Source organism: Homoserinibacter gongjuensis (assembly GCF_030161875.1).
Taxonomy (GTDB): Bacteria; Actinomycetota; Actinomycetes; order Actinomycetales; family Microbacteriaceae; genus Homoserinibacter; species Homoserinibacter gongjuensis.
Genome location: NZ_BSVA01000001.1, coordinates 1922626 through 1949254, shown reverse-complemented (window position 1 = coordinate 1949254; position 26629 = coordinate 1922626). Strand labels below are relative to the sequence as shown.

At 69.3% G+C, this 26629-nt stretch carries 24 protein-coding genes and 5 pseudogenes; 10 read left to right on the top strand and 19 right to left on the bottom strand.

Annotation, left to right across the window (positions count from 1 at the left end; translation table 11 throughout):
* The first annotated feature begins 32 nt into the window (after positions 1 to 32).
* Entirely contained in the window at positions 33 to 602 is a 570-nt protein-coding gene (locus tag QQK29_RS10565) for a carboxymuconolactone decarboxylase family protein (protein WP_284300128.1), read from the top strand.
* Here the strand turns inward: QQK29_RS10565 and QQK29_RS10560 are convergent.
* The 4 genes from QQK29_RS10560 to QQK29_RS10545 all read right to left on the bottom strand — a co-directional run bounded on the left by QQK29_RS10560 (position 599) and on the right by QQK29_RS10545 (position 4247).
* Positions 599 to 1180, bottom strand: coding sequence for an MFS transporter (locus tag QQK29_RS10560; protein WP_284300125.1), 582 nt, complete (start codon positions 1178 to 1180; stop codon positions 599 to 601). The two genes, QQK29_RS10565 and QQK29_RS10560, sit on opposite strands and share 4 nt — an antisense overlap.
* Positions 1181 to 1274: 94 nt before the next feature.
* On the bottom strand, positions 1275 to 2243 hold the full coding sequence (locus QQK29_RS10555; RefSeq protein WP_284300123.1) for an MFS transporter: 969 nt from the start codon (positions 2241 to 2243) through the stop codon (positions 1275 to 1277).
* A complete protein-coding gene (gene glsA, locus QQK29_RS10550; RefSeq protein WP_284300121.1) occupies positions 2240 to 3253 on the bottom strand; it encodes a glutaminase A in 1014 nt (337 codons plus the stop codon). Before glsA ends, QQK29_RS10555 begins: the two co-directional genes overlap by 4 nt.
* Before the next feature lie 67 nt (positions 3254 to 3320).
* Positions 3321 to 4247 carry a hypothetical protein gene (locus QQK29_RS10545; protein WP_284300119.1) on the bottom strand — a complete coding sequence of 309 codons (927 nt, stop codon included), beginning with the start codon at positions 4245 to 4247 and terminating at the stop codon, positions 3321 to 3323.
* 105 nt (positions 4248 to 4352) lie between these two features.
* On the opposite strand from QQK29_RS10545, the gene QQK29_RS10540 reads away from it, so the two are divergent.
* Positions 4353 to 4931, top strand: a complete 579-nt coding sequence (locus tag QQK29_RS10540; protein WP_284300117.1) for a 1-acyl-sn-glycerol-3-phosphate acyltransferase — start codon at positions 4353 to 4355, stop codon at positions 4929 to 4931.
* Positions 4932 to 4953: 22 nt separating this feature from the next.
* Here QQK29_RS10540 and QQK29_RS10535 read toward each other — a convergent pair whose 3' ends face one another.
* The 6 genes from QQK29_RS10535 to ychF all read right to left on the bottom strand — a co-directional run bounded on the left by QQK29_RS10535 (position 4954) and on the right by ychF (position 8360).
* On the bottom strand, positions 4954 to 5349 hold the full coding sequence (locus QQK29_RS10535; RefSeq protein ID WP_284300116.1) for a VOC family protein: 396 nt from the start codon (positions 5347 to 5349) through the stop codon (positions 4954 to 4956).
* Positions 5350 to 5509: 160 nt separating this feature from the next.
* Positions 5510 to 5626 (bottom strand): hypothetical protein, encoded by a 117-nt coding sequence (locus tag QQK29_RS10530; RefSeq protein ID WP_284301949.1) that lies wholly within the window; start codon positions 5624 to 5626, stop codon positions 5510 to 5512.
* Positions 5627 to 5631: 5 nt separating this feature from the next.
* Complete coding sequence (locus tag QQK29_RS10525) at positions 5632 to 6096, bottom strand: IMPACT family protein (protein WP_284300114.1); 465 nt, start codon at positions 6094 to 6096, stop codon at positions 5632 to 5634.
* A gap of 288 nt (positions 6097 to 6384) precedes the next feature.
* Positions 6385 to 6828, bottom strand: a complete 444-nt coding sequence (locus QQK29_RS10520) for a hypothetical protein (protein WP_284300112.1) — start codon at positions 6826 to 6828, stop codon at positions 6385 to 6387.
* A 54-nt stretch (positions 6829 to 6882) separates the two neighbouring features.
* Entirely contained in the window at positions 6883 to 7197 is a 315-nt protein-coding gene (locus QQK29_RS10515) for a hypothetical protein (RefSeq protein WP_284300110.1), read from the bottom strand.
* A gap of 86 nt (positions 7198 to 7283) precedes the next feature.
* Positions 7284 to 8360, bottom strand: coding sequence for a redox-regulated ATPase YchF (gene ychF, locus QQK29_RS10510; protein ID WP_284300108.1), 1077 nt, complete (start codon positions 8358 to 8360; stop codon positions 7284 to 7286).
* Positions 8361 to 8569: 209 nt separating this feature from the next.
* On the opposite strand from ychF, the gene QQK29_RS10505 reads away from it, so the two are divergent.
* The 4 genes from QQK29_RS10505 (at position 8570) to QQK29_RS10490 (ending at position 11084) form a co-directional block, all read left to right on the top strand.
* A complete protein-coding gene (locus tag QQK29_RS10505; protein ID WP_284300106.1) occupies positions 8570 to 9196 on the top strand; it encodes an Ltp family lipoprotein in 627 nt (208 codons plus the stop codon).
* A 461-nt stretch (positions 9197 to 9657) separates the two neighbouring features.
* The gene (locus tag QQK29_RS10500) at positions 9658 to 10056 is read left to right on the top strand and encodes a hypothetical protein (RefSeq protein ID WP_284300104.1); all 399 of its coding nucleotides are present in this window, start codon (positions 9658 to 9660) and stop codon (positions 10054 to 10056) included.
* A gap of 139 nt (positions 10057 to 10195) precedes the next feature.
* Positions 10196 to 10786 (top strand): 3'-5' exonuclease, encoded by a 591-nt coding sequence (locus tag QQK29_RS10495; RefSeq protein WP_284300102.1) that lies wholly within the window; start codon positions 10196 to 10198, stop codon positions 10784 to 10786.
* An 85-nt stretch (positions 10787 to 10871) separates the two neighbouring features.
* On the top strand, positions 10872 to 11084 hold the full coding sequence (locus tag QQK29_RS10490) for a response regulator (protein ID WP_284300101.1): 213 nt from the start codon (positions 10872 to 10874) through the stop codon (positions 11082 to 11084).
* 44 nt (positions 11085 to 11128) lie between these two features.
* On the opposite strand, the pseudogene QQK29_RS10485 reads toward QQK29_RS10490, so the two are convergent.
* A pseudogene (locus tag QQK29_RS10485) lies at positions 11129 to 12624 on the bottom strand (CoA-acylating methylmalonate-semialdehyde dehydrogenase).
* 416 nt (positions 12625 to 13040) lie between these two features.
* Between QQK29_RS10485 and QQK29_RS10480 the strand changes: the two are divergent.
* Positions 13041 to 14267: a DNA recombination protein RmuC gene (locus tag QQK29_RS10480; protein WP_284300099.1), complete on the top strand. Its 1227-nt coding sequence runs from the start codon at positions 13041 to 13043 to the stop codon at positions 14265 to 14267.
* Between the two features lie 167 nt (positions 14268 to 14434).
* Here the strand turns inward: QQK29_RS10480 and QQK29_RS10475 are convergent.
* From QQK29_RS10475 to QQK29_RS10460, 4 genes and pseudogenes are all read right to left on the bottom strand, one after another.
* A pseudogene (locus tag QQK29_RS10475) lies at positions 14435 to 16476 on the bottom strand (ABC transporter ATP-binding protein); the annotation flags it as partial.
* Between the two features lie 58 nt (positions 16477 to 16534).
* Positions 16535 to 17157 (bottom strand): annotated as a pseudogene (locus tag QQK29_RS10470) (ABC transporter ATP-binding protein); the annotation flags it as partial.
* Positions 17107 to 18204, bottom strand: a complete 1098-nt coding sequence (locus tag QQK29_RS10465; RefSeq protein WP_284301948.1) for an ABC transporter transmembrane domain-containing protein — start codon at positions 18202 to 18204, stop codon at positions 17107 to 17109. The pseudogene QQK29_RS10470 and the gene QQK29_RS10465, both read right to left, overlap by 51 nt.
* Before the next feature lie 97 nt (positions 18205 to 18301).
* On the bottom strand, positions 18302 to 18952 hold the full coding sequence (locus tag QQK29_RS10460) for a TetR/AcrR family transcriptional regulator (RefSeq protein WP_284300097.1): 651 nt from the start codon (positions 18950 to 18952) through the stop codon (positions 18302 to 18304).
* Positions 18953 to 19063: 111 nt separating this feature from the next.
* Between QQK29_RS10460 and glpK the strand changes: the two genes are divergently transcribed.
* Positions 19064 to 20584 carry a glycerol kinase GlpK gene (glpK, locus tag QQK29_RS10455; RefSeq protein ID WP_284300095.1) on the top strand — a complete coding sequence of 507 codons (1521 nt, stop codon included), beginning with the start codon at positions 19064 to 19066 and terminating at the stop codon, positions 20582 to 20584.
* A gap of 52 nt (positions 20585 to 20636) precedes the next feature.
* Complete coding sequence (gene fbaA, locus QQK29_RS10450) at positions 20637 to 21665, top strand: class II fructose-bisphosphate aldolase (protein WP_284300092.1); 1029 nt, start codon at positions 20637 to 20639, stop codon at positions 21663 to 21665.
* 95 nt (positions 21666 to 21760) lie between these two features.
* Here the strand turns inward: fbaA and QQK29_RS10445 are convergent, their stop codons facing one another.
* The 4 genes and pseudogenes from QQK29_RS10445 to QQK29_RS10430 form a co-directional block, all read right to left on the bottom strand.
* Positions 21761 to 22837: a hypothetical protein gene (locus QQK29_RS10445; protein WP_284300090.1), complete on the bottom strand. Its 1077-nt coding sequence runs from the start codon at positions 22835 to 22837 to the stop codon at positions 21761 to 21763.
* Positions 22827 to 22964 (bottom strand): hypothetical protein, encoded by a 138-nt coding sequence (locus QQK29_RS10440; protein ID WP_284300088.1) that lies wholly within the window; start codon positions 22962 to 22964, stop codon positions 22827 to 22829. The genes QQK29_RS10445 and QQK29_RS10440 overlap by 11 nt, the downstream gene beginning before the upstream one ends.
* Before the next feature lie 88 nt (positions 22965 to 23052).
* Entirely contained in the window at positions 23053 to 24066 is a 1014-nt protein-coding gene (locus tag QQK29_RS10435) for a hypothetical protein (protein WP_284300086.1), read from the bottom strand.
* Positions 24067 to 24121: 55 nt separating this feature from the next.
* Positions 24122 to 25146: pseudogene (locus QQK29_RS10430) on the bottom strand (4-hydroxy-3-methylbut-2-enyl diphosphate reductase).
* Positions 25147 to 25366: 220 nt separating this feature from the next.
* Between QQK29_RS10430 and xseA the strand changes: the two are divergent.
* Positions 25367 to 26614 (top strand): annotated as a pseudogene (gene xseA / locus QQK29_RS10425) (exodeoxyribonuclease VII large subunit); the annotation flags it as partial.
* Between the last annotated feature and the right edge of the window lie 15 nt (positions 26615 to 26629).

Here is a 26629-nt window from a genome sequence, read left to right as displayed (position 1 = left end):
ACATGGTGGCAGGCTCATCGCAGGGAGGCCCCATGACGATCATCCGCACCCCCGAACCGTCCGAGGTGACCGGCGAGGCCGCCGAGCTCTACGCGGCGGATATCGCCAAGTTCGGCTACGTGCCCTCGCACACGCGGGTGATGGCGAACAACCCCGCCGCCGAGCGGGCCTTCGAGGCCCTCGTGCGCGCCGGCCGTCGCACCATGGACCTGCGCCGCTATGAGCTCGTGACGCTCGCGGCCGCGCAAGCGATCGGATCGCGAGCCTGCCGCCTCGCGCACGGCCGGAACGCCCTGACGGTCATCGACGAAGCAGAACTCGTGCGCCTCGCACGCGACTTCCACGATGCCGGGCTGTCGGAGCTCGAGGTGGCCATCATGGAGTTCGCCCAGAAGGTCTCGGGCGACTCCGCATCGATGACGGATGCCGACAGCGCTCGGCTGCGCGAACTCGGTCTCTCCGACGAGGAGATCGTCGACGTGGCCCTCGTGGCGGCCGCCCGCAACTTCTACTCGCGCGCACTGCACGCCCTGGCGGTGCCGGTGGACGATCCTCCCGGCCTGTCACCCGAGCTGCGCGAGGCCCTCCTGAGCGGAACCTAGGCCCGCTTGCTCTCGCCCGCCTCGTCGGCGGATGCCGTCGACGGATCCGGGATCTCGCCCGGCCGGTAGCGCGGAAGCCGCGCCGCGGGCACGATCGCGAGCGCCGAGATGCCCGCGAGCACCAGCAGGCCGGCGCGTAGTGCCGACAGGCGCGCCTCCTCGTTGATGCGCACGAACTCATCCGTCTGCGACCCGGTCGCGTCGGTACCCGCCAAGAGCTCACGCAGCTGGTCGTTGCTGACGAAGTTGGCGTTCTCGAGGCTCACCTCCTCGGTGAGCTCGGGCGGGAGGTAGGTGTTCGCCATGACGGCCTGCGCGATCCCCCACGACAGGATGCCGACGAGCAGCGCCCCCGCGACCGCCGTGCCGACCGCGGATGCGAGGTTCTGCGTGGTGCCGCGGATCGATCCGACATCCCCCGCGAGCTCCTTGGGCGCCGCCGTCACGAGCACGTTGAACACGAGCGTCACGAGCGCGCCCTGGCCGACACCGAAGACGAAGAGGCCGAGGATGGTCGGCAGCGTCTCCCAGTTGTTGGTCACGACGAACGAGAGCCAGACGAGCGCTGCCGTCGTCAAGATGAAGCCGAAGACGCCGATCGTTCGGGGTTGAACCGCCCGTAGAACCGCACGATGAGGGTCGCCGTGACGAAGACGGTGAGGTTGAACGGCATCATCGCGAGCGAGGTGTCGAAGGGGTGCGCCCCTGCACAATCTGGATGTAGAGCGGCACGGTGAAGTTGAGCGCCGCCTCGAGCATCACGACGATGAACATGGCGTAGACCGCCGCGCGTTCGCTGCCGCGGCCGAGCACCGAGAGGCTCACGAGCGGCACCTTGCCCGCGCGCGTTCGCCTGCGTGTCCACAGGAAGAACAGCTGGCCGAGCACGACGCCCAGCACGATGAGCAGCGGCGCGGGTGAGACGCCCCCGATGTGGAAAGGGGCATCGTCGGTGGCGGACAGCACGCCCCATCCGTTGAGGTTGTTGAAGCCGAGAGTGAGCGACACGATCGCGAGACCGATGAGCACCGCGGCCACCAGGTCGATGCTGATGCCCGGATCTCCCTTGTCGCCGCGCAGCGCGAAGCTCAGCAGAAAGACGAGCACCGCGATGCCGAGCACGACCGCGAAGACCGGACGCCATCCGACGAGCGTGCCGAGCGCACCACCGATGAAGAACGCCGTGACGCCCGAGATGGCGCGTGCCGAGCCGAGTGATCCCACCGCCGTCGCCTGCTGCCGACCCCGGTAGTTCTCCGCGATGAGCGCCACGAGCGACGGCACGATGATGGCCGCCGAGGCGCCCGCGACGACCTGCGCGGCGATGATCCACCCGATGCTCGGCCCGATCAGCATCATGAGCGATGAGATCGCGAAGGTGGCCACCACGATCCGGAAGATCAGCACCCAGCCGACGCGCTGTCCGAGTTTCGCGCCCACCATGACGAGCGCGGCGACCGCGAGGCCGTAGACCACGATCGCGGTGCCTGCCGTCGTCGGCGGCACGCCGAACTCGTCGACCATGCCGCCGATCGACACCGGGAGGGCCGCGACGTTGAACGACATGAGCATCTGCGCGAGGAAGAGGCCGATCATCGGCCTCCACGAGGTGGTCGCCTCCGTGGTTTCGGTGGTCGTCATCGCCCGTCCTTCTCTCTCGTGTAGGGGTACGGTCCGTGCTCGTGGGTGTCGGATGCGAAGACGTCGAGTCCGAGGGATCGGGAGAGGAAGCGCGTGGCGCGCTGCCCGCGCACGCTGTTTCCCACGCGGTCGAGGCGCGGCGAGAAGACGCCGATGCCGCCCTTGCCGGGCGAGACCGTGACGATGCCACCCGCGACCCCCGATTTGCCGGGCAGACCGATCTCGAACAGCCACTCCCCCGAGCGTTCGTACAGTCCGGTGGATGCCAGCACCGCGAGGGTGTCGCGCGCAACCGATGCCGCGACGACACGCTCACCGGTGACGGGGTTCACGCCGCCGTCGGCGAGCGTCGCCCCCATGACGGCGAGGTCCGTCGCGCTCACGAGTAAGGAGCACTGCCGCGTGTACACGTCGACCGCGGCGAGCGGGTCGGCGTCGATGCGCCCATAGGCCTGGAGGAGTATTCCGATCGCGCGGTTGCGCTGGTTGGTGTCTGCCTCGGAGGTGTAGACCTCGCCGTCGAGCTCGAGGCGGCGCCCCGCGAATGCCGAGAGTCCGCGCTGGATGCGCTCCCAGCGCTCGTCGGTCGAGCGCGCGGGAACGAGGGCGGTCGTCGCGATCGCCCCTGCGTTGACCATCGGGTTCATCGGGTGGCCGTCGTTGAGTTCGATCGCCATGACGGAGTTGAAGGCGAGCCCGGTGTTGTTGACGCCGATGCGTTCGCGCACCGTGTCGTGCCCGAGCTCCTCGCACACGAGCGCGTAGACGAATGCCTTCGAGATCGACTGGATTGAGAACGTCGCGTGGGCGTCGCCTGCCGTGTGCACGGCGCCGTCGACCTCGGCGACGCTCACGCCGAACAGCTCGGGATCCACCGACGCCAGCCGGGGGATGTAGGTGGCGACCTCGCCCTCGTGCGTCTCGAGCGCATCCCGATGGGCCTCGACCACGAGCCGGTCTACCTCTTCCCACCCCGGAAGAGATCCCGTTGACACGCGCACCGCGGTCATACGGCTCACCTTAGTGAGCGAACTCCAGGTGCGATAGAGGGAATGTCAGCGGGCGAGAGGCGCCGGCTCAGCCGAGGTCGAGCGGCGGGGTCACCCCGTCGGCGTAGACCGGCTGCGGCAGCAGCGTGGCGTCGTCACCGCCCTGGATCGAGCGCAGGGCATCCACGATCTCGTCGACGTTCTCGGGCACGGGCAGCCCGCACGCGTTGAGCTCGGAGCGCAGCTCGAGCGTCAGACGGTTCTTGCCCGCGGCGACCGCCTCGGAGGTCGTGCCGTCGGCCTGCTCGGTGCTCGCATTCTGGATGTCGGAGACCTCGTTGCACACGTGGTAGACCGAGCCACCCGCCACCCAGTACACGTGGTCCTCGCCGAGCAGCTGCACTACCGCCGAACGGTCGGCCGTGTACTGCTCGGTCGAGGACGGGTTGAAGTCGATGCCGAGGGCGACCGCGGCGACCGCGAGCACGATGCCGACGATGCCCGCGAGCGACTTCTGCCCCTTCGACATGTCCTTGTTGAGGAACACCATGATGATGAGCGGCAGGAACGCGACGATGGCGATGATCGCGCCGAGCTGGTTCTGCACGAAGAACCGCACGGTGTCCTTCTTCGACGCCGGGTCGAGGCGGTTCGCCTTCTTCCAGAGGAACGAACCGGTGATCGAGAGCGCCGCGATCACGACCATGAGCACGATGAGGGTGATGAGCGCCCACTGCGGGAACTCGTAGTCGACAGACCCCTGCACCAGCAGCCCCGTCTCGGGATCGCGCTCGAGCGTCGTCGTGTCGGCCGCCGTCTGTGCGGCCTGGCGCTGGCGCAGCAGCCAGAAGATGCCGACGGCCTCGCCCGCGATGGCGACGACCCACAGCACGATCGCCACGATCCGCAGGGTGGTCGCCTTCTTCTTCGCCTCGGCGGTCGGCTTCCAGGTGGCATCGGAATCCGGGGTCATCGGGTTCTTGGCGCCTGACTTCTTCGCGGGTGTGGTGGCCATGTCGTTCCTCCAGGATGCGGCTGTGAGGGAAGCGTATCGACAACCGGCGGCGGGGTTCGACAACGGATGCCGTGCCCGCCATGGGTCGCGACGTAACGTGGCCGAATGCGTCGCCTCATCGCTCGGATCTTCTGGACTTTCTCCCGATGGAAGCTCGTCACCGAGCCGGCGCCCACCCGCCCCACGCTGCTCATCGGCGCCCCGCACACCTCCAACTGGGACTTCGTTCTCATGCTCGCGATCGCATGGAAGCTCGGCGTGGACTTCCGCTGGCTGGGGAAGAAGAGTCTGTTCGCGGGCTGGCGCGGGCCGATCATGCGCGCGCTCGGCGGCATCCCGGTCGACCGTGCGGATGCGAGCCGCGTCGTGGACGAGATCGTGGCGCGGATCCGCGCGGGTGAGGTCTTCAGCCTCGTCGTGACCCCCGACGGCACCCGCGGCGGCAACACCCGCTGGAAGTCGGGCTTCTACCGCATCGCGCGCGACACCGACATGCCCGTCACGCTCGGCTACGTAGACCGCACGACCATGACCACGGGGCTCGGGCCGACCCTCTCGCTCACCGGCGACATCCCGGCCGACATGGACCGCATCCGCGCCTTCTACGCCGACAAGGCCGGTTTCCACCCCGAGCGCCGTGTGGAGCCGCGCCTGTCGGCGGAGGACGGCCCGGCGTCGGTCTGATCGGCATCCCCCGGATTGATGCTCAGTGCGGCGGGTTGTACATGAACTCGATGCGGATGCCGTTGTCGTCTTCGACGAACGAGGCGTAGTACCGCTCGGTGAAGCGCGGGTACGGCTTCGGCGCGCGCACCACTTTCCAGCCCGCGGCGACGGCGACCGCGTGCAGGCGGTCGACCTCGTCGCGCGAGTCGACGGCGAAGGCGAGATGCTGCCACCCGACCCGGCCGTGCTGGTGGGGCCCGGAGTCGGGCTCGCGCGCCGGCAGCAGGCCGAACTCCGTCTCACCCTCGCGGTACCAGGAGACCCCGCTCGCATCCTCGGTGCGGGGCAGCCCGAGCGCCGCCATCACCGGGCCGAACTGCTCGACGCCGCGCTGCAGATCCCTGACGGTGACGACGAGATGGTCGAAGAGAGGCATGCGTCCAGTGTCGCGTGCAACCCGCGCCGGACCCCATGTACGCGCTGATCGTGCGCCTCAGTAAGGCGAACGACGCTCGCGCGTGACCTGTGACGCCGAGACGGCAGTTCGCACCCATCCCGTCGCGGGTTTCGGGTCGAATGTGTCGTCTCGGTGAGGATCAGGCCCCGTCGACCGTGGCGGCGCCCTGCGAGATGTCGCCCACGCGCGCGGCGAAGGCGGGCACGGCATCCTCGCCGAGCTCGATCGTCAGTTCGACCGCGATGCCATGCCGCACGCCGATCAACGCCGCACCCTGCGCCTCGATCTCGCGGCGCAGCACCCCTCGAGCGCGTACGGCGCGGTGACCCGGATGCTGCGCGTGCGCACCAGAGGAACGCGCGGCGCGTCCGAGATCGCCTGGGCAACGGCATCCGTGTACGCCCGCACCAGGCCGCCCGCGCCCAGCTTCACCCCGCCGAAGTAGCGCACGACGGTCGCGAGCACGCCCTCGAGCTCCTGGTGCCGCAGCACGTCGAGCATCGGGCGACCGGCGGTGCCGCCCGGCTCGCCGTCGTCGTTGGCCGCCGAGTGCCCGCCCGCCATGAGCGCCCAGCACACGTGCCGCGCATCAGGATGCTGCTGCCGCAGCTCGGCCACACGCGCGAGCGCCTCGTCGCGCCCCGAAACCGGCTCGACACATCCGAGGAAGCGACTCTTCTTGATGACGAGCTCGCTGTAGTGCGGCTCGGCGAGGGTGAAGGGCATGGGCGCTCAGGTCTCGGCCGCGAGTGCGCGCGCACTTCGGCCCCGATCGCTCTGCCAGAACACCCTCTCAGGCTATCGAGCGGCGGGTCGCGGTCGACCGGCGGGGGCGCGGCGTGCGTAGGCTGCGAGTCCTGCAGTCGTGCGCGATCGGATACTCGGCCTCGCCCCGAAGTACCTCGAGATCAACGGCAAGTGGCGCGACCACCTCATGTTCCAGCTGCTGAACGACGCCTACCTCGACGCGGAACCGGGAAGGTGAGGCGTCGGATGCGGTGCTCGCAGCGTGTGTCAGCGCGGCGCGTTGGCCAAGGCGGTGGCGATGTAGATGACGAGCGAGAAGCCGGGAGCAAGCGTCGCCGCGACGAGGGCGACGACGCCGAATCCGCGGCCGCGTCGTGTGACGATCGCCACGATGCCCTGCGTGAGCGCCCACACGCCCAGCAGCGTGCCGAGCAGCACGTGTGCGACGGCGAGCACCACGAGCGTCGACTCGACCGAGTCGTTCGGGTCGAGCTGCAGATTCACGCTGAACCCCATCGGTCCGCTCATCGCATAGGGCGCCGCCGCGAACCCCATGAGCACGGATGCGAGCACGGAACCCGCGAGAACGCCGAGGCCGAGGAACATCGCGACCCGCCCCAGCCCGCGCGACCGCGGCGGTGCGTTCATCTGCCCGGCGGGATCGATGGCGTAGGGTTCGGGACCGCTCGTCGCTGGGGCCTGCATCGACATGAGGAAAACCTAGAGCACGCTGGCGCCCGAGACCATCGCGCGGCACGGCGAGGCTCAGTCGAGATCGACGCGGCGGCCACCGCCCATGTCGGCCTCGGTGTCGGTCACCGTGGCGTACACGCCCAAGGGCATCCCGGGAAGACGCGCGATCTCGCGAGCGATCGAGAGCAGGTCCGACTCCGAGCCGGCGTGAACGAAGAACAGGTACTCGTCGCCGAGCTCCTCCCCGTCGTCGTACATCTCGCCACGGGAGTCGTCGAGCTCGAAGAGGAACTCCATCGCGGAGTCGATCCACGGAAAGGGGTACTCGCCCTCGGGCACATCGCTCGGGGTGAGCGGGACGTGGATCTCGACAAGCAGCTCGGCCATCGTGCAAACATGACGTATCCACGCGATCGACGTCAAAGTGCGTGCGGCCGACGGCTGCAGGAGGCATGACCGTGCGGTGAGGCGACTCACACGTTGAAGCGGAACTCCACCACGTCGCCGTCCTGCATCACGTAGTCCTTGCCCTCGATGCGGGCCTTGCCGCGCGCGCGGGCCTCGCCGAGCGAGCCGGCGGCCACGAGGTCCTCGAACGAGACGACCTCCGCCTTGATGAACCCGCGCTCGAAGTCGGTGTGGATGACGCCCGCCGCCTGAGGAGCCTTCCAGCCCTTGCGGATGGTCCAGGCGCGCGCCTCCTTCGGGCCCGCCGTGAGGTAGGTCTGCAGGCCGAGCGTGTCGAAGCCGATGCGGGCGAGCTGGTCGAGGCCCGACTCGTCCTGGCCGGTGGAGGCGAGCAGCTCGGCGGCATCCTCCGGGTCGAGGTCGATGAGCTCCGACTCGACCTTCGCATCCAGGAACACGGCCTTCGCGGGCGCGACGAGCTGGGCGAGCTCGGCCTTGCGGGCGTCGTCGGTGAGCACCGCCTCGTCGACGTTGAACACGTAGATGATGGGCTTCGCCGTCATGAGCCCGAGCTCCTTGAGCAGGCTCAGGTCGATGCCGGTCGCGCGCGACAGCGGTGTGCCGGCATCGAGAGCGGCCTTGGCATCCTGTGCCGCGGCGAGCACCGCGGGGTCGGCCTTCTTGCCGCGCACCTCCTTCTCGAGCCGCACGATCGCCTTCTCGAGCGTCTGAAGGTCGGCGAGCGCGAGCTCGGTCGTGATGACCTCGAGGTCGTCCTGCGGGTTCACCGCACCCGCCACGTGCACGACATCCGCGTCGTCGAATCCGCGCACGACCTGCGCGATCGCATCCGCCTCTCGGATGTTGGCGAGGAACTGGTTGCCGAGTCCTTCGCCCTCCGAGGCGCCCTTCACGATGCCCGCGATGTCGACGAAGCTCACCGTGGCGGGCAGGATGCGCTCACTGCCGAAGATCTGAGCGAGGATGCCGAGGCGCTCGTCGGGCAGGTTCACGACGCCCACGTTCGGCTCGATCGTGGCGAACGGGTAGTTCGCCGCGAGCACCGTGTTCTTAGTGAGCGCGTTGAAGAGGGTGGACTTGCCGACGTTGGGCAGGCCGACGATGCCGATGGTGAGAGCCACGGGGTCTAGCCTACCGGCCCCCTCACTAGGGGTCGCCGGGCCATTTGAAGCGGCGCGAGAATGTGCGCATGAGCATGCCCGATGCCACACAACAACCCCTTACACCCCCACCGCCTGACGCTACTCCGACACCTGCCCCGACCCCGCCGCCAGGCGGTACCCCGCCACCTTCCGCCACGCAGTCGAGCGCTCTCGCAATCACCGCCCTCGTGGTTGGCATCGTCGCCTTCTTGTCCGGGCTCGCACCGTTCTGGGGCATTATCGCCGGGGCTGCCGCCGTCGTCCTCGGGGTTCTCGCCCTCAAGAAGCAACAGAGCAAGGGCATGGCTCTCACCGGGCTCATCCTTGGCGCGGTCGCCGTTCTGACATCCCTCTTGACCACCATCACCTTGGTTGCCGGAGTCGGAGCAATCAACGCGGCCCGCGACCTCGATCGCCATGTCACGCCCTCCGTCGCCGCGGAAGAGCCAGCCGACGACGAGACCATCGAAGTAGCTGAGCCCTCGGAAGAACCCGCCGAGCCTGCAGCGCCGGCCGCCCCTGCCGAAACCGCGGGGCAATCGAACGCCGCGCGCGCCGCCGAGAACTACTTGCGAGTCATGCCTTTCTCTCGCACAGGCCTCATCGGTCAGCTTGAGTTCGAGGGATACAGCACCGAGGACGCGACCTACGGAGTCGACAAGCTCGGCGCAGACTGGAACGAGCAGGCAGCCAAGAAGGCACAGAGCTATCTCGATGTGATGCCGTTCTCGCGTAGCTCGCTCATCGACCAGCTCGTCTTTGACGGCTTCACCCAGGCCGAGGCCGAATACGGGGTTACCGCAGTCGGTCTCTAGACAGGCACTAGGGAACGCCCCTCCACAAGCCCGCGCCGGGTGTGGAGGGGCGTTCTGGCTTTTGAAGGAAGCACGCGATCAGTCGTCCGTTTGCCAGGTGGTCGCGCTCGCGCGGAGATGGGTCACTCGCTCAGAGCTCCCGATTCATGTCTGCGTCCTTTCAAGAAACGATTCCGCGCGACACGCCCGGGATGCTTGCGTCGCGGCGCGCCGGACCGCTAACGTGGCAACTCGCGTCGAACGTCGACGCCACCTACACCGAAAGGAGTCGGCCATGAACGCACCGTTCATCAGCCGCGAGCGAGCGCTCGCAATCGCAGCCGGCTTCGTCGGCGTCCTCACCGCTCGGGAAGGCTAAGCGTCTCTGCGCCGCCGTCCTCGACGGTGGCGACGCTCACGAAGCCCGATCCCTCGGATGCTGTTTCGCATCCCGGATCACGCCCCGTCCACGACCCCTCCGCATGTCGGTGGTGGTCGGTACCGTGCCGTCACGAACGGCAACTCCGAAGCGCCGCACCCGGCGCCTCGTCGTCCACCACACCCTGAGGACACCGATCATGAACACCACGCTGACGCACACGACGCGTCACGATCATCCGCCCCACGAAGCGGCCACCGAGCACGTGCTGCACGAACCGCACGCCGCGCGCCGGCTCAGCTTCGTCGACCGCGCCGCGCTGCACCTGGGTATGGCGCTCATCCGCTGGGGCCGCCGGCCGGGGCGCGAACTCGCCCGGCACGAACGGCTGGCGAACAGCTTCGAGCTGGGCCTCCTGCAGCGCGAGCGCGAGGCTCTGCGCCGCGAGCTCGAGCGGGAGCGGGCCCTTTCCATGGAGCATGCGCTCATCCGGGTTCGGTGATGCGCAGCACGCACACCGCGAGACCGCCATCGGGGCCGTCGTCGGATCACACCGGCGACGGCCCCGTCGCATGTTCGGATGCGCGACGCTCCGGCGTGCCCCGCGGGGCGCTGTCGGTGCCCCGTGCGAGAGTCGGAACGTGCCACTGGATTTCACCGCGATCGACTTCGAGACCGCGAACGGGTCCAGTGCCAGTGCGTGCTCCGTCGGCCTCGTGAAGGTGCGCGACGGTCAGATCGTCGATCGCATCGGGTGGCTCATCCAGCCCCCGCCAGGTCACGACCACTTCGTCGAGTGGAACACCCGCATCCACGGCATCCGCGCCGCCGACGTGCTCGAGGCGCCCGGCTGGGTGGAGCAGCTTCCCGACCTCATCGAATTCGCCGAGGCCGACATCCTCGTGGCCCACAACGCCGGATTCGACATGGGGGTCATCAAGTCGGCCTGCGCCGCCACCGGGCAGCCCATCCCCGCCTACGACTACATGTGCAGCCTGCAGCTCTCGCGCAAGACCTACACGCTCGAGTCGTACCGGCTGCCGATGGTGGCCATGGCTGCCGGCTTCGAAGACTTCCCGCACCACGACGCGGTCGCGGATGCCGAAGCGTGCGCCGCGATCATGATCCACGCCGCCGATCGGCACGGGGCGGTCGACCTCCCGGAGCTCGCGCAGCTCGCGGGCATCCGCATCTCCTGCACGGTGCCGCCCGCGGTCGCCGTCGCATCCTGAGCGCTCGCGGGCCGAGCAGCGACTCCTCCGCGCGACCGTGTTTCGGCCCGCGCCGAGCGTAGGCTGACGCTGAAACGGAGGAGTCATGGCCGACACCATCCTGGGGCGCCTCGCCGGCGGCCCACTCGACGCGCGCATCATCCCGCTCGAGGCAACGGACCTCGATGCTGTCGACGACGAGCTCGTGCTCCCGTGGGAGCAGGGGCAGCTCATCTATCGCCGTTCCGGCGGGGCCGAGAACGTCGGCCCGCACGACGGCCCGACGACCGTGCCCTACCGCTTCGACTCCGCCATCTGAGTCACCGCGGCGCAGACCGGGGCCGCTGCCCCGGCCGAGCCGCCTCAGCCGTTCTGCGGGAAACCCAGGTTGATGCCGCCGTGCGAGGGGTCGAGCCACCGCGAGGTGATCGCCTTCTCGCGCGTGAAGAAGCGGATCGCATCCGGACCGTACGCCTTCGTGTCGCCGAAGAGCGAGTCCTTCCAACCGCCGAACGAGAAGTACCCGACCGGCACCGGAATCGGCACGTTGATGCCCACCATGCCGACCTGCACCTCGCGCTGGAACCGCCGCGCCGCGCCACCGTCGTTGGTGAAGATCGCCGTTCCGTTGCCGTAGCGGCCCGAATTGATGAGCTCGAGGCCCTCGTCATACGAGCCGACGCGCACGATCGAGAGCACCGGCCCGAAGATCTCGTCGGTGTACACCGAGGATGACGTGGGCACCTTGTCGATGAGGGTCGGCCCGAGCCAGAACCCATCGGCGTCGCCGTCGGCCTGCACCCCGCGTCCATCGACCACGAGCTCGGACCCGTCGGCGACCGCGACGTCGAGGTAGCCCGCCACCTTGTCGCGGTGCTCGCGCGTGATGAGCGGGCCCATGTCGCAGCCGCGCGTGCCGTCCCCGACGCGCAGGCCCGACATCCGCTCGCCGATCTTCGCGATCAGCTCGTCGGCCACGGGCTCCACCGCCACGACCACCGAGATCGCCATGCAACGCTCCCCCGCCGAACCGAAGCCGGCGTTGACGGCCGAGTCGGCCACGAGGTCGAGGTCGGCATCCGGCAGCACGAGCATGTGGTTCTTCGCCCCGCCGAGCGCCTGCACGCGCTTACCCGCGGACGTGCCGCGCTCGTACACGTACTTCGCGATCGGCGTCGAACCGACGAACGACACGGATGCCACATCGGCGTGGTCCAGGAGCGCGTCGACCGACTCCTTGTCGCCGTTGACGACGTTGAACACGCCATCGGGCAGGCCCGCCTCCTTGAGCGCCTGCGCCATCCAGATCGCGGCGCTCGGATCCTTCTCCGACGGCTTCAGCACGACGGCGTTGCCCGTCGCGATCGCGAGCGGGAAGAACCACAGGGGCACCATCGCCGGGAAATTGAAGGGACTGATGATCGCCACCACCCCGAGCGGCTGGCGCACCGAGTACACGTCGACCCCGGTCGACACGTTCTCGGCGTACTCCCCTTCGCGAGGTGCGGCACGCCGCAGGCGAACTCGACGACCTCGAGCCCGCGCGCGATCTCGCCGAGCGCATCCGAGGTGACCTTGCCGTGTTCGGCGGTGAGGATCGCGGCGAGCTCCTCGCGACGCGTGTGCAGGATCTCGCGGAAGTTGAACATCACGTTCTGCCGCTTCGCCCAGCTCATGTCGGCCCACGCCGGGAACGCCGCCTTCGCGGCCTGCACCGCGTGGTCGACGTCGGCGACGGATGCGAGGCGCACCTCCTTCTGAACGACACCCTTGGCGGGGTTGTAGACGGGCGCGGTGCGCGACGATCCGCCATGATAGACGGCACCGCCCACCCAGTGGTCGAGGATCTCGGTGGTCATGCCAGGAGGCTACCCGGAGACATTCGCTTAACATTTCCGACTTCGTCGAGACGGGGTACGCATCCGCGCCCGGACCACATCCCGTGTCGGCTCCCGTGCCGGCTTCCGTGTCGAAAATGCAGGAGTTCTGCCGCGCGACCCCCGGTATTCCGGGGGCGGAGGGAGGCCGAGCGTGCGGTTCTCCTGCATTTTCGACATTCGAGAGCGGATGCGGCGGCCGGTCGCCCCGCAGATGTCGGCGGCCGCTGCGACACTGGCGGCATGGATGCTCTGCTTCCCCTGCTCATCGGCCTGATCGTCGGTCTCCTGGTCGGCGTCGCCGCCGCGACGCTCGTGGCGCGCGCCCGGTCGGGGGCGGCGGGTCGCAGGCGGATGCCGAACTGCTTCAGGCGCGGCACGACGCGGTCGTCGCTGAGGTGCGGGCATCCGAGGCGGCCGCCCGCGCGGAGGTCGAGCGCACCCTCGCTGCCGCCGAGGCGTCGCTCGCGGGGCTACGCGAGCAGCTCGCGGGGGCTCAGGCTCAGTATCGCGAGGCCCTCGAGCGTCACGAGCTCGAGACCAAGCAACGCCAAGCGGAGGCGGCGGCGGAGCACAAGATCCTGCAGGAGCTCGCGCCCGTCAAGGAGACGCTCAGCACGATGCAGCGCAAGGTCGTCGAACTCGAGACGCAGCGCGCGCAACAGCACGGCGAACTCTCCCAGCAGCTCAAGACCGCGAGCGAGTCGGAGGAGCGCCTGCGCCAGACGGCCGAGCAACTCGCGAGCGCCCTGCGCAACAACGCCACGCGCGGGGTGTGGGGCGAGACCCAGCTGCGCACCCTCGTCGAATCGGCGGGGCTGCTCAACCGCGTCGACTTCAGCGTTCAGTCGACGATCACCTCCGAGAGCGGCACGCGCCGCCCCGACATGGTGATCCTGCTGCCGGGCGGCAAGTCGATCCCCGTGGATGCGAAGGTGCCGTACAACTCCTTCATCGAGGCGAGCGCGATCCCCTCGACGGCGACCGGCGAGCAGGAGGCGCAACGCACGCGTTTGCTCGCCCAGCACGCCAAGCAGGTGCGCAGCCACGTCGACGCCCTCGCGTCCAAGTCGTACTGGACCGGGCTCGACGCGAGCCCCGACTTCACGATCGCCTTCATCCCGAACGAGCCGCTGCTCGCCGCGGCGATGGAGGCCGACCCGAACCTCATGGACTACGCGTTCTCGAAGCGCATCATCCTCGCGAACCCCGGAACGCTGTGGGCGCTGCTCAAGACGATCGCGTTCACCTGGCAGCAGGACGTGCTCACCGAGGATGCGAAGCGGCTCTTCGACCTGGGCAAGGAGCTCTACGGGCGCCTCGCGACACTCGCCGATCACGCCGACCGTCTGCGCGGCGCGATCGAGTCGACGGTCACCCACTACAACAAGTTCGCCAGTTCGCTCGAACAGCGCGTGCTCGTCACGGCGCGCAAGCTCGACGCCCTCGACGAGTCGAAGGTGATCGGTGAGCCGCGCACCATCGACGAGTCGCCCAAGCACCTCACGCAGAACGAGTTCGCCGTGCTCGACGAACTGGGCGTGGGGCGCCCCGAGCTCGAGCTGCCTGCGGTCGAGCGCACCGCCGCGACCGCCGACGGCCCTGCCGACCGCCAGACCGCGTAAGTCGCGACCCAGACTCGGGCCCTGTGCCCGGATGGGCGTTCGATGCCTGCCAGCGCGGCGCCCGCGCACACTCTCGCGCCGGCGCACGCGAACGCCCGAGCACGCGCACGCGCTCGCGCTCTCGCGCCGCCCACGCAGGCACGCTCGCGTGCCACGCGCGGGCGCGGCTACTCGGCGTTCTCGGGGGCACCCTCCTCGGCGAGCACGTCGTGCACGATCGAGCCGGTCGTGGGCTCGGGCCCCGCGAGCGCCCCAGCCATCGCCGGCACCGCATCCGCCGACCCGTCGTCGAGCGGCGCCGCGAACTGCGCCTCGTAGAGCCGGGCGTAGGCACCGTGGGCCGCAAGCAGCTCGTCGTGCGTGCCCTGCTCGACGATCGCGCCGTTCTCCATCACCAGGATGAGGTCGGCGTCACGGATCGTCGAGAGCCGGTGGGCGATCACGAACGAGGTGCGGTCGCGCCGCAGCGCGCTCATCGCCCGCTGCACGAGCAGCTCGGTGCGGGTGTCGACCGACGACGTGGCCTCATCCAGGATGAGCACCGAAGGCTTCGCCAGGAAGGCCCGCGCGATCGTGATGAGCTGCTTCTCGCCGGCCGAGACGTTGCCGCCCTCGTCGTCGAGCACCGTGTCGTAGCCGTCGGGCAAGGCGTGCACGAAGCGGTCGACGTACGCCGCCGTCGCCGCGGCCATGATCTCCTCCTCCGAGGCATCGGGCCGTCCGTAGGCGATGTTGTCGCGGATCGTGCCGCCGAACAGCCAGGTGTCCTGCAGCACCATGCCGGTGCGACCCCGCAGGTCGTCGCGCGTCATCCGCGTCGTGTCGATGCCGTCGAGCGTGATGCGTCCCGAGTCCGGGTCGTAGAACCGCATGATGAGGTTCACGAGCGTCGTCTTGCCGGCCCCGGTGGGCCCCACGATCGCGATCGTGTGCCCCGGCTCCGCCACGAGCGACAGGTCGCCGATGAGGGGCTTCGCGGGGTCGTACGAGAACGACACGTTCTCGAAGGCGAGTCGGCCGGTGGTGCCCGAGGGCGACTCCGCCGGTGAGGGGTCGGGCGTCTGCTCGTCGGCGTCGAGCAGTTCGAACACCCGCTCGGCGGATGCGACACCCGATTGCAGGAGGTTGGCCATCGAACCCAGCTGCGAGAGCGGCTGCGTGAACTGGCGCGAGTACTGGATGAACGCCTGCACGTCTCCCAGTCGCATCGTGCCGTTCGCGATGAAGAGCCCGCCGATCACGGCGATCGCGACGTAGACGAGGTTCCCGACGAACATCGTGGCCGGCATGATGATGCCGCTGATGAACTGCGCACCGAAGCTCGCCTGGAATAGCTCCTCGTTCTTCTCGTCGAAGCGCTCCTGCACCTCGCGGTGACGGCCGAACACCTTGATGAGGGCGTGGCCGGTGTAGCCCTCCTCGATCTGGGCGTTGAGGGTGCCGGTGTGGGTCCACTGCGCCACGAAGAGCTTCTGCGCGCGCTTGGCCACGATCACGGTGATGCCGAGCGTGATCGGGATCGCCACGATCGCCACGAGGGCCAGCACCGGCGAGATCACGAACATCATCACGAGCACGCCGACCACCGTGAGCAACGAGGTCAGCAGCTGCGACAGGGTCTGCTGCAGGCTCTGCGAGACGTTGTCGATGTCGTTCGTGACGCGACTGAGCAACTCGCCGCGCGGCATCCGGTCGAAGTACTTGAGCGGCAGCCGGTGGATCTTCTCCTCGACGTCACGACGCAACCGCAGCACGGTGCGCTGGGTGATGCCGTTGAGCACATAGCCCTGCAGCCACATGAACACCGACGAGAGCACGTACAGCAGCAGCACGATGCCGAGCACGAGGGCGAGGGCCGAGAAGTCGATGCCCTCCCCGGGCGCAGGTTCATGTTGCGCATCATGTCGGCGAGCGTGTTCTGCCCGTCGGCCTCGAGTCCCGCGATCACCTGCTCTTGGGTGACTCCCTCGGGCAGCTGCGCGGAGAAGACCCCCTCGAAGATGATGTTGGTCGCCTCGCCGAGCACCTTCGGCCCGATCACCGCGAGGATGACACCGATCGTTCCCAGCAGGATGACGAAGATGACGCCGATGCGCTCCGGGCGCAGCCGGCCGATGAGGCGCTTGGCCGAGGGACCGAACGACATCGCCTTCTCGGCCGGCATGCCGGCGCCGCCGAACGGGCCACCACCTCCCGGTCCGCGGCGCGGGGCGCAGCCGGCCGAGCGGGTGCCTCGGTCTGAGCTTCGGTCTGGGGTTCGTTGTCGCTCACGCTGCCGCCTCCGCGCTCAGCTGGCTCTCGACGATCTCGCGGTATTCCGCGGAACTCGACAGCAGTTCGTCATGGGTACCGAGGCCGACGATCGTGCCGTGATCGAGCACGACGATCTGGTCGGCCTGCAGGATGGTCGACACGCGTTGCGCGATCACGATCATCGTCGCGTCGCCCACCTCGCGGTTCAGCGCCTGGCGCAGTCGCGCATCCGTGGCGGTGTCGAGCGCCGAGAACGAGTCATCGAAGATGTAGATCTCGGGCCGTTTCACGAGCGCCCGGGCGATCGCCAATCGCTGTCTCTGACCGCCCGACACGTTCGTGCCGCCCTGGGCGATGGGCGCCTCGAGCTGCTCGGGCATCGCCTCGATGAAGTCGCGCGCCTGCGCGATCTCGAGGGCGTGCCACAGCTCTTCGTCGCTCGCGTCGGGGTTGCCGTAACGCAGGTTCGAGGCGACCGTGCCCGAGAAGAGGTAGGGCTTCTGCGGCACGAGGCCGATGCGGCTCCAGAGCACCTCGGGGTCGAGCTCGCGCACGTCGACACCGTCGACGAGCACGGCTCCTCCCGTCACGTCGAAGAGCCGGGGAAGAGGTTCACGAGCGTCGTCTTTCCCGCTCCCGTCGACCCCACGATGGCCGTCATCTTGCCCGGCCGGGCGCGGAACGACAGCTCATGCAGCACGGCGGCCTCCGCGCCGGGGTAGGCGAAGGTGGCATCGCGCAACTCGACCTCGCCCTGGGAGGCGACCTCCGTGATGGGCGACACCGGCGCGACCACCGAGGGTTCGGTCTCGAGCACCTCGCCGATGCGGTCGGCCGACACCGTCGCGCGCGGCAGCAGCACCGCCATGAACGTCGCCATCATGACCGCCATCAGGATCTGGATGAGGTAGCTGAGGAACGCGATGAGCGAGCCGACCTGCATGCCGCCGTCTTCGATCCGGAACGCGCCGAACCACAGCACGGCGACGCTCGACACGTTGAGCACGAGCATGACGACCGGGAACATCAGCGCGAAGAGGCGGCCCGCACGAAGGGCGGTGTCGGTGAGCTCCTCGTTGGCGACCTCGAAGCGCTCGCGCTCGCGCTGTTCGCGTACGAAGGCGCGGATGACGCGGATGCCGGTGAGCTGTTCGCGCAGCACCCGGTTGACGTTGTCGATGCGCGACTGCATCTTGCGGAACTGCGGCACCATCCGCACGATGATGAGCCCCACCGCCAGCAGCAGCACCGGCACGGCGACGACCATGATCCACGAGAGCACGAGGTCTTCGCGCAGCGCCATGATGACGCCGCCGATCGACAGGATGGGCGCCGACACGAGGATCGTGCACGTCATGAGCACGAGCATCTGCACCTGTTGCACGTCGTTGGTCGAGCGCGTGATGAGCGACGGGGCGCCGAAGTGCGCCACCTCACGCTCCGAGAACTCGCCGACCCGACGGAACACGGATGCGCGCAGGTCGCGGCCCAGCGCCATCGCGGCCTTCGCACCGAAGTAGACGGCGAGGATGGCGGCGGCGATCTGGCCAAGCGTGATGAGCAGCATCACGGCGCCGGTGCGCATGATGAATTCGGTGTCGCCCTTGGCGACGCCGTCGTCGATGATGTCGGCGTTGAGGGCCGGCAGGTACAGCGAGGCGATCGACTGGATGAGTTGGAACACGACGACACCGATGAGAAGCGGCCAATACGGTCGCAGGTAGCGCACGAGGAGTTTGCCGAGCACGGTCTTCCTTCAGGTGGTGGGTGAATCGGAGGGGTCAGGCCACGGACGGGCGCGTCGCGGGGAACGCGGTCGTGCGGGCCGGCGGATGGGGAGGCACCCCCGCGACGGCGACGCCGTGCGCGATGATGCCGGCGAGTTCCGCCGAGTCGAACGAGCGGAAGTGGTTGAACGGTTCGATCGAGGCGCCGAATGCCACGAGGCGCAGATACCAGGCGACCGTGTCGACCTGCACCCCGAGCCGGTGCGCATCCGGGGCGAGCAGCTCGCGCACGATCTGCAGCCACTCGGGGTTCCCGGCTTCTCGCACGGGCGGCGGACCTTCGAGCCCGAACACGGTCATGATGCGGAACACCTCGCCGAAGCGCACCCGCAGCGCGTCGATGATGCACGCGAGCTTGTCTTCGAACGGCAGGTCGAGCGGGATGCGGCGCAGCTCCTCGCGGAAGACCTCGGGTGCCAGCAGCTTGATGAGCCCCGCCTCGAGCAGCGAGTCCTTGTCGCCGAACGCGCGGAAGATCGTGCCCTCCGCGACGCCGGCCGCCTCGGCGAGTTCGCGACTGGTCACCTCGCGACCGCGCTCGCGCAGCAACGGCAGCACGGCATCCAGGATCGCCTCGCGGCGCTCCTCGGGCGCGAGCGGACGCGCGCGCTCTCTGACGACGAGGAACTCCGGGGGCAATGCCACCGGGCGAGCATAAGTGAGTGAGCGCTCACTCCGCAACTTCCCTCCGCGAAAGTACGCACTTCGGGCCCGCCACGCCGCACGCGCGATCCAAAAGTACGTACTCTCGCGGACATGAGTGCACCCGTTGCCGGCCCCCGCCACATCCTCGCGATCGACCAGGGAACCACGAGCACCCGCGCCATCGTGTTCGACGACCGCGGCCGCGTCGTCAGTTCGGGACAGCGCGAGCATCGACAGCACTTCCCGCAGCCCGGCTGGGTCGAGCACGACGCCACCGAGATCTGGCAGGGCACCCGACACGTGATCGGGGTGGCCCTCGCGGATGCCGGCATCACGCGCCACGAGGTGGCCGCGGTCGGCATCACCAACCAGCGCGAGACCGTGATCGTGTGGGATCGCGCGACGGGTAAGCCGATCCACCGCGCGATCGTCTGGCAGGACACCCGCACGCAGGATGCCGTGGATGCGCTCGCCGCGGAGGGCGGCATCCGGCGCTTCGCCGAGAAGACCGGGCTGCCGCTCGCGACCTACTTCTCCGCCACCAAGATCGCCTGGATCCTCGACCACGTCGAGGGCGCCCGCGAGCGTGCCGAGCGGGGCGAACTCGCCTTCGGCACACCCGACTCGTGGGTGCTCTGGAACCTCACGGGCGGCGTGCACGGCGGCGTGCACGCGACCGACGTCACGAACGCCTCCCGCACCCTGCTCATGGATCTCGCAACCCTCGACTGGGACGACGAGCTGTGCGCCGCGTTCCGCGTTCCCCGCGCGATGCTGCCCGACATCCGCTCGTCCTCCGAGGTGTACGGCCACGCCGAGCCCAAGAGCCTGCTGCGCGAGACCCCGATCGCGGGCATCCTCGGCGACCAGCAGGCGGCCACCTTCGGCCAGGTCGCGTTCGACGCGGGCGAGTCGAAGAACACCTACGGCACAGGCAACTTCCTCATCGTCAACACCGGCACCGAGCGCGTGCTGAGCGAGAACGGCCTCATCACGACCGTCGCCTACCAGCTCGGCGACGAGGCACCGCGGTTCGCGCTCGAGGGCTCGGTCGCGGTGAGCGGCTCGCTCATCCAATGGCTGCGCGACAACCTGGGGATCATCCGTTCCGCGCCCGAGGTCGAGGCGCTCGCGAAGACGGTCGACGACAACGGTGACGTCTATGTCGTGCCCGCCTTCCAGGGGCTGTTCGCGCCCTACTGGCGCCCGGATGCGCGCGGCGCGATCGTGGGACTCACCCGCTTCGCGACGAAGGGGCACATCGCGCGTGCCTCGCTCGAGGCGGTCGCCTACCAGACCCTCGACGTGTTCGAGGCGGCCAACTCCGAGCTCGAAGCTCCCATCACCGAGCTCCGCGTCGACGGCGGCATGGTCGGCAACGAGCTGCTGCTGCAGTTCCAGGCGGATGTGCTCGGCATCCCCGTCGTGCGTCCCGCGGTCACCGAGACCACGGCCCTCGGGGCCGCGTACGCGGCGGGACTCGCGGTGGGGCTGTGGAAGGACACCGACGAACTGCGCGCGCTCTGGGCGGAGGACCGCCGTTGGGAGCCCGCCGCGGATGCTGCCACGCGTGAGCACGGCATCGCGCGTTGGCACCGGGCCATCGAGCGCACCCTGGACTGGGTGGAATAGCCGACGCTCTAGACTCGAGGCGACCCACCGCATCCCTTCCAGGAGGACCCCCATGCCCGTCGCCACCCCGGATCAGTACGCCGAGATGCTCGATACCGCGAAGAAGACCGGCTTCGCGTTCCCGGCCATCAACGTCTCGACGTCGTCGACCATCAACGCCGTCTTGCAGGGGCTCACCGAGGCAGGCTCTGACGGCATCATCCAGGTCACCACGGGTGGCGCGGACTACTTCGCCGGGCAGACCGTGAAGGCTCGCGCATCCGGGGCGCTCGCCTTCGCCGCCTTCGCGACCGAGGTCGCCAAGAACTACCCCATCACGGTCGCGCTTCACACCGACCACTGCCCGAAGGACGCGCTGCCCGGCTTCGTGCTGCCGCTCATCGAGGCGTCGGAGGCGGAGGTCCGGGCCGGCCGCAACCCCATCTTCCAGTCGCACATGTGGGACGGGTCCGCGGTTCCGCTACCCGAGAACCTCGACATGGCGAAGGAGCTGCTGCCGCGCATGAAGAACATCCGCGCGATCCTCGAGGTCGAGATCGGCGTCGTCGGCGGCGAGGAAGACGGCGTGAGCCACGACATCAACGAACACCTCTACACGACCCTCGACGACGCGATCGCGACCGTCGAGGCGCTTGGCCTGGGCGAGCAGGGCCGCTACATGTCGGCGCTCACCTTCGGCAATGTGCACGGGGTCTACAAGCCCGGCAACGTCAAGCTGCGCCCCTCGCTCCTCAAGGAGATCCAGGACGGCATCCAGGCCAAGTACGGCACCGGCGAGAAGCCGCTCGACCTCGTCTTCCACGGCGGCTCGGGCTCTTCGGATGCCGAGATCGCCGAGGCGGTCGCGAACGGCGTCGTGAAGATGAACATCGACACCGACACCCAGTACGCCTACACGCGCGACATCGCCGGATGGATGTTCCAGAACTACGACGGCGTGCTGAAGATCGACGGCGAGGTCGGCAACAAGAAGGTCTACGACCCGCGCGCGTGGGGCAAGCACGCCGAGACGGCGATGGCCCAGCGTGTGATCGCCGCGACGCAGCAGCTCGGCTCGGCAGGGCACGCCATCAGCCGCTGAGTCGGCCGCTTCAGCTCGGCAGCGGGTCGACTCGCGGGTGGGTCAGCTCGGCGGCACCCGGAACGACAGGCTGTCGCGCCCCAGGCGCACATCCTTCATCGCACCGCGCAGGTTGAAGTAGTAGGGCGCGATGTGCCGCACCCGTCTGCCCTCGGGCAGTTCGGTGTCGAGCGTGACCGCGACCGCCGTCGAGCCGTCGTCTTGCGCGCGCAGCTCCATGAAGATCGTGGTGGCATCCGTCGACGGGTCATCGAGCACCGCACGCACGAGATCCCGGATGGCGGTGCGTTGCGCCGAGCGCATCGTCTGAGCCCGCCGTTCGGGATCGACCACCACGACCCGGGTGTCATCGGCCCGGAGGCCGAGCCAGGCGAGATCGCTGCGCGACACCAGGTCGTCGCGCAGGTAGCGGGCGATCTCGCCCGCGAGCGCACGATCCCCTCCGAGACGGTGCCGCGCTCGGCGACCGTGCGCAGGAACGGCACGGCACGCGCCGTGTAGCGCGCGAGCATGACGCGCTCGGCCTCCTCGTCCTCCGGGTCGAGCTCGAGGGCCGGCGACACCACGGCGCTCGACCGGTTCTCGACGATGGGGAGCATCTGGTGCACGACGCTGTACGAGAAGGCCGTCGTCGCCGCGACCGCGACGGCGGGCGGGGTCGCGAGGATGAGGAACACCGACACCGAACCCCAGTCGGGAACGCGCGCGTCGATGATGACGAACACGGCGGGCACGATCGTCAGGAGCGGCAGCACGCCCCAGAACAGCAGCCGCCACGTCGAGAGGTAGGGGGCGAGCGACGACAGCGCGATCGCGAAGCAGAACGGCGCCCACCACTGCTCCATCAGGAAGTCCTGGCGCCGATAACCGAGCGCCGCCACGATGAATCCGGCCCCCGCGACCACGAAGACCACGGCGCCGAGCTGCCAGTTGAAGCGATTGCGCAACGAGGTCAGCACCTGCACGAGCAGGCACGCGAGCACGCACAGGGCGACGCCGACGAGTTGGGTGCCAGGTAACTCGGGCTGCGACCAGGAGGCGATCGTCATCGTGCCGCCGTAGACGGCGATGAACGCGGCGAAGACGAGCGGCACGTAGGGCCCCGTGAACCAGCTCATCGGGTCGACGTCGCGCGCCGAATAGCGCAGCGCACGGATCGTGCTAGTCGGCATAGTCGGGCCCCTGATGCGTCGAAGGCTCACCCGGGTCGCGCACCTCGAGCACGGGAACGCTCAGCAGCACGGTCGTGCCCGCCCCCGGCGACGACCAGATGCGTGCCGTGCCACCCGCCGCCTCCATGCGCCCGATGATCGAGTCGCGGATGCCGAGCCGACGGGGATCGATCGCCGTCGTGTCGAACCCCTCCCCTCATCCGACACCATGAAGCTCACCTCGGTGTCGCTGTACATGATCTCGACGTTCGCGGAGGTGCTGCCCGAGTGCCGCAGCACGTTCTCGAATGTCGCGCGCAGCGCCCCGACGAGCGCCTCCCCGCGAGCGGCTCGTAGATGTACACACCGCTCGTGACACCCGTGACATTGACAGTGAGGCCACGCCATCGGAACTCGCTCGCGAGCCGCGCGAGCTCGTTGCGGATCGCCGCCTGCGCCTCGTCGGGAACCGCCACCTGACTGGTGGCATGCATCCACGCGCCGCCCTCGAGTGTGTCGAGGTCGGCGCGCAGTCGTTCGCGCGTGGCGGAGTCGAGCGTGTCGGGGGCGTTCATGACGACGGCCAGGTCGTTGAGCACGGTGTCGTGCACGACCGCCGTCGTGCGACGCGCGAGGTCGGCGGATGCCGCACGCCGGCGGGTGGCGCGCTCGAGCTCCTCGAAGCGCGGGAGCTTGCGGCGTTGCCGGGCCTGGATCGTGAACAGCGTCAGATACAGCAGCACGGCGAGCAGGAGCACCATGGTCGGCCCGAGCCCCGGGCGCACCTCGGTGCCCGTGATGAGCGCGGCCGCCACCGCGACCACGCCGGCCGCACCGTAGCCGAGCAGGCACCACGCGATCCCGCCGAGCGCCGAGGATGCCGCGACGCCGATCGTCACGAGCGCGAGCGTCGGGCGGTTGACGAGGAACAGCTCGTGCTCGAACAGCCCGGGCTTCGCCTGGATCAGCACGACCTCGTACACGAGGGCGGCCGCCGAGGCGATCACGAGATAGGCGATCACGACGGGGGCCGTCATGCGGTAGATCGCCGTGCCGATCGCCGCGAAGATGAGCAACAGCAGCGCGAGCGGCAGCGGGATGAGGGCCTCCGCGTCGACCCGCACGAGGGTCTCGACGAGCACCGGCACCGCGAGCAGGATGATCGCCGCACCGGCGAACCAGGCGAGGTACGCGATCGCGCCCGTGATGACGCGTGCGGCGGCATCACGGGGCAGCAGCGTCACACGCATCCGGCCTCCTCGCCTCTTCCGTCAATTCTTGCGGATCACGGGCCGGCGACGCGCGTCAGGTGCGCGCGCGCCCTCCCAGGGCCCGGGCATCGGTGTTGCCCGCCGAGTCGCGACGCAGCTCCTTCGGCAGCGAGAACATGAGGTCCTCCTCGGCCGTGCGCACCTCCTCGACGTCGGCGTAGCCCGCATCCGCGAGGTCGGCGAGCACCTCCTGCACGAGCACCTCGGGCACCGAGGCGCCGCTCGTGACGCCCACCGTCGCGACCCCGTCGAGCCACTCCTGCCGGATCTCGCTCGCGTAGTCGATACGGTGCGCCGCCTTCGCCCCGTGCTCGAGTGCGACCTCCACGAGCCGCACGCTGTTGGAGGAGTTGGCCGAGCCGACGACGATCACGAGGTCGGCCTCGGGCGCGACCTTCTTGATGGCGACCTGTCGGTTCTGGGTGGCGTAGCAGATGTCGTCGGACGGCGGATCCTGCAGCTTCGGGAAGCGCTCACGCAGCCGCCGCACGGTCTCCATCGTCTCGTCGACGCTCAGGGTGGTCTGCGAGATCCAGACCAGGTTGTCGGGGTCGTCGACCTCGATCCGGTCGACGTCGTCGGGCGAGTTGACGAGGATCGTGCGCTCGGGCGCGTGCCCCATCGTGCCCTCGACCTCTTCGTGACCGGCGTGGCCGATGAGCAGGATCTGCAGGTCCTGCTTCGCGAAGCGGGTCGCCTCGCGGTGCACCTTGGTGACGAGCGGGCAGGTCGCGTCGATCGCGAGCAGCTCGCGATCGGATGCCGCCTGCACGACCGCGGGCGAGACACCGTGGGCGCTGAACACGAGGTGCGATCCGGGCGGCACCTCGTCGACCTCGTCGACGAAGATCGCACCGCGCCGCTCGAGCTCGAGACGACGTGCACGTTGTGCACGATCTGCTTGCGCACGTAGACGGGCGAGCCGTAGTTCTCGAGCGCCTTCTCCACAGCGATCACGGCGCGGTCGACGCCCGCACAGTAGCCACGCGGCGCCGCGAGCAGCACCCGCTTCGACCCGACCACCGGAAGATCGCGCAGCCGCTCCCGGGCGACGGGCATGCGCGGTGCCTCGAGGGTGACCCCCAACGCCCCGTTCGTAATGCCGCTCACGCCCTCGAGTCTACGGTGGCGTACCTGGGCGCGGCTGGGGCCGTGACCCGGCAGCGGGGGTCGTATCTCCCGCCACGAGGTCACGGCTCCAGCCGCGCCACGGAATCGGGAGCGAGTCGGCGGGTTCGCGTAGCCTGAGCGGCGTGACCGAGAAGCCGACAGCCGACGCCCCTGGCCCGTCGCACGCCTCTCCGGCGAGCTCAAGGGCTACATCGACCGCCTCGGATCGGTGTGGGTCGAAGGCGAGCTCACGCAGTGGAACCTCGCGCGCGGCATCGTCTACGCGAAGCTCAAGGATCTCGAGCAGGATGTGACCGTCTCGCTCACGGTATGGAGCTCGACGCTCCAGCGCCTCACCGAGCAGTTCGCCCAGGGCGACCGTGTCACGGCCCTCGTCAAGCCGGACTTCTGGATGCGCGGCGGCACCCTCTCGATGGTCGCCTCCGACCTGCGGCACGCCGGGCTCGGCGACCTCCTGGCGCAGCTCGAGCGGCTCAAGCGCGCCCTGCGCGAGGAGGGTCTCTTCGACGCCGACCGCAAGAAGCCGCTCCCGTTCCTGCCGCAGTGCATCGGCCTGGTCACGGGTAAGGACTCGGATGCCGAGAAAGACGTGCTGCGCAATGCCCAGTTGCGCTGGCCGCAGGTGGCGTTCCGGGTGCGCCACGCGGCCGTGCAGGGTGCCGCGGCGCCCCGAGAGGTGGCGGCCGCCATCCGGGAGCTCGACGCCGATCCCGAGGTCGACGTCATCATCGTCGCCCGCGGCGGCGGCGACTTCCAGAACCTGCTCGTCTTCAGCGACGAGCAGCTCGTGCGCACGGCGGCCGCCTGCACCACGCCGCTCGTCTCGGCCATCGGGCACGAGGCCGACAGCCCGCTGCTCGACCTCGTCGCCGACCTGCGCGCCTCCACGCCCACCGATGCGGCGAAGCGCGTCGTGCCGGATGTCGCCGAGGAGGTGGCGCTCATGCAGCAGGCGCGAGCCCGCATGTCGATGCGCATGAGCGCGCTCGTCAGCGGCGAGATCGACCGCATCGCCACCCTGCGCTCCCGCCCCGTGCTGGCCGACCCCGAGGCGCTCGTCCAGCCGCGGGCCGAAGACCTCATCCGCCTCGTCGATCGCGGCACCCACCTCGTGCAGCTGTGCGTCGAGCGCGCCGAGACGGCCGTGCACCGGCTCAGCTCCGAGCTGCGGGCGCTCTCGCCACAGCGCACCCTCGACCGCGGCTACGCCGTCGTGCACGCGGCGGATGCCGTGGTGCGCGATCCTGCACAGGTCGCCTCGGGCGCGGCTCTGCGCATCCGCGTCGCTCGCGGCGAGCTCGCGGCCACGGCTGAGTAAGCTGGGAGCATGACCGACGCCCCCGTGCGGACGAGGCCCGGGCCGACGAGCACCGGGCCGACGTCGCGTCCCTCAGCTACGAAGAGGCCCGCG